The 3,069-nt window shown below is 46.3% G+C and carries 2 protein-coding genes; both read right to left on the bottom strand.

Going from position 1 to position 3,069, the window contains the following annotated elements; genetic code table 11:
• Nucleotides 1–12: 12 nt before the first annotated feature.
• The gene (locus AAC033_RS18815) at nt 13–1,662 is read right to left on the bottom strand and encodes a DUF4998 domain-containing protein (protein ID WP_339741062.1); all 1,650 of its coding nucleotides are present in this window, start codon (nt 1,660–1,662) and stop codon (nt 13–15) included.
• Nucleotides 1,663–1,696: 34 nt separating this feature from the next.
• Entirely contained in the window at nt 1,697–2,974 is a 1,278-nt protein-coding gene (locus AAC033_RS18810) for a DUF4959 domain-containing protein (RefSeq protein ID WP_339741060.1), read from the bottom strand.
• Nucleotides 2,975–3,069: the final 95 nt, after the last annotated feature.

Raw genomic sequence — 3,069 nt, 5'->3', positions numbered from 1 at the left:
CTAGCGTTTTTCTTATTCTTTGGTAAACCGGATGTTGGCAAAGTAATACACAATATCGATCGACGAATCATAGTCAATCCAAGGCTCCCCACCAATGTTGATTACAAAGACCCGGGTGTGTTTACCGACTGCCTCAGACATATCAATCGTAACTTCCGTCCAGTTTTCCAGCGACGAATCGGGCATTGTAAAACGAGGTTTTTCCCAATACTCCTGTCCGAAGCTGCTGTTGTTCCCAAAAGCCCACATGTTGTTCATAAAGCGCGGCCACAGGCGCTGGAACGGCTCATAAATCCCGGTCAGTTGACTTTTTGGTGGCATATAAACCATCATCTTCAGGTATTTGTATTCTTCGGCATTCAATTGGTATTCTTTAGGCAGCGCCAATACAAACGAGGCGCTGGTTTTCCGGGGAATCAGTTTGTATATGTTCTCCAATCCTTCGCCTGCTGGAGCATCCGGAGCAGGATAAATCACGTCAAGCTCCCAGTTTCCGTCCTGTAACAGTCCACTCACTTCGAATTGATTTTCAACCAGAACTTCATTTGGGTTTTCAATCAATTCTACGACGCCACTTTCAACATAAGGCATTAAGATGTCGTCTAGTCCCATGGTGTTTGCGCGGTAGTATACTTTCGTGAGGAGTCCGGCTTCGAGGAAGTCCTTCAAGGTGTTTCCTCCGGATACATTGCCTGCTTTTCGCATGAATGGGGCAAATTCGCCTCCGCCAACAACATCTTGGAAGCCACGGTTGTCATAATGCAGCTCAGGTACGTTGGGGAATACCTCGCCACCGGTCAAATCCAGTGTTTCCAAATTCGGGAAATAGAAGATATCCTGAAGCGAATTGGCATGAATAGGATAAACCAGCTCGGTAATGTCAGACACCCCATCGGCAGTGAAGGTGGTCACTCCGTTGGCCTCCAGGACTGCTTTCTCGACCGGTGCAAATTCGGACGAACTCGTTGGCATGTTTACATTCAGCACATTCTCGAAGATCACCGTATCCAAAATGGGCTGGCGGTTGACGATGGGAATGATTTTATATTCCATGTCGATGGCAACCGGTTCGCCAGCCTCAACATTTCCGATAAAGAAACGGGAGTCGGCGCCACGTTCACCGCTTTGAAGCTCACCGTTTTTGTCGGTATATTGAAACTTCAAACCGTAGTAGTTCATCAGTACCGAAGAAATTCCGTTTGGCCAGTCAATGACTGCTGCTGAGGGCGATGCCATAACCCGCGGTGGAGTAACGGCATAATTTGCCAGGTCGGTGCTGGTAAAAGGAATCAGGGCAATCTCCAGCGGCACAGATTCATTGCCAAATTCATCGATGGTATAAACGTTAAACCGGTAGAGTTTAGATTGTGTCAGTCCGGTGATGTTAACCCACGAAACCAGCGAGTCAATGGTGATCACCTGATCGTCATACTCAATTCGGGTTATTTTGGCTTTTCCCAGGTTGATCTGGCTGCTGGGAATGCGTCCGGCTTTCATCAGGTCAATTTCAACCCGTTCGAAGCCGATGTGCCCAATAATGGTATCGTACTTAGCCGGATAGACAATTTCTCCTTCATACTTTTCCTGCTTCTCGTACATGCCTTCGCACGACCACATAAATGTTGAAAAAGCCAATATTGATAGCAATATGATGTTTCTCATAATTTTAATCTTTAAATCACTGTTCCTAATAAACTTAATTTGCAGCCTTTCTGCCATAGAGTGTAATCTCAGATAAGCAGTTGGCGTTATCCAGCGTATAGTTACCTCCAAAACCTTTCATTGCCCGGTAGCGGAACCAGCGGGTCGGTTTGGTGTATTGAGGTTCATCAGGGTACATGTAGGCTTCGTCGCCTTCTTTTCCTTTTTTCACAATTTCAAGCTCACTTAGTCCTTCCGGAACTTCGATTTTATTTTCTGATACATACTCCCACGACTGTGTGTCTTCATCCCAGATGTACATTTCATAAAGACCAACATTCTCTCCCCGGTAATATTGTCCCTGACAAAGGTCTCCGCAGAAATCCATGTGGCGTTGGTGGGTCAGGATCCGGCTGAGTTCATAGTGGTCGCCCAAGTCGATAATCACGTTCCAGGGCATGTTTCCATCAGAGCTGTTTCCGGTGCGTCCACGGCCTCCTGTGTGCATAAAGTTGAGGTTGTTTCCTTCATCGATAATGCCGTCAATAACACTTACCAAGCGGCCTTCAACGTTATCTCCAAAAGCCTGGGGAACGCCTCCAACAGAGTCGCTGTTCAATGGCAGCACCCAACCCTCTTTAGGGAGTGCGGCATCTTCCAGCAGGTGAATCTGACCCATGTCTTTCGGTTCAGTGACATTTCCATAGATATCAGACACACGGATCGATACAGTTACCGGGTCGTCTGAACTAAGATCAAGGTCGTCAACAAACCGTCGGTCTTCTTCGAGGTTGGACGAGAAAACGGAAGTAAATGCTCTTGACTCACCGTCTTGCGTGTAATTAAAGTCAATGTAAACATTGATACTTTGCTCCAACTCATTGATCCAATCAACAAAGAATGATCCGAAGGCGGGTTTCAGTTCGAGTGAGTTGACTACCCTTGAAATGGCAGACTCAAGCGGTCTAACGGTTACGTTAACCGGTGTTGAACGGTTACCCGCACGGTCTACGGCGTACATATCAATTTGGTAGTCGATGGTATCGCCAAAGCCATAAACATCAAGCGAATCGACAAAGTATGAGGCTGAGAAAGAGAACGAATCGCCCTGCCTGTTGGTATAAACGGCTTCGACACTTAAAAGATCCTCATCATCTGGAACTTCATAGAAAAACCGTGCGCCGCCGTATAAGGGTTCGTAGCTCACCTCTGTTGGTGGCTGTGGTGGTATATTGTCATCAGATGTTGCCCGGTGCACCTTCTCTTCTTCACAGGAAGTTACAACCAGCAAGAATGCTGCCAGGAGCAGTAAATATGTTTTTATGGTTTTCATACGATTCTTTTTATCGTGTTTATTAAATAAATAACCTGTCTCCATTACCATCCCGGATTTTGAACCAGGTTAGAGTTGGTATTCATCTCATTCAA

The sequence above is a fragment of the uncultured Sunxiuqinia sp. genome (assembly GCF_963974515.1).
GTDB lineage: Bacteria > Bacteroidota > Bacteroidia > Bacteroidales > Prolixibacteraceae > Sunxiuqinia.
Note: the sequence above shows the minus strand (reverse complement) of the source record. Positions and strands in the feature narration are given on the sequence as shown.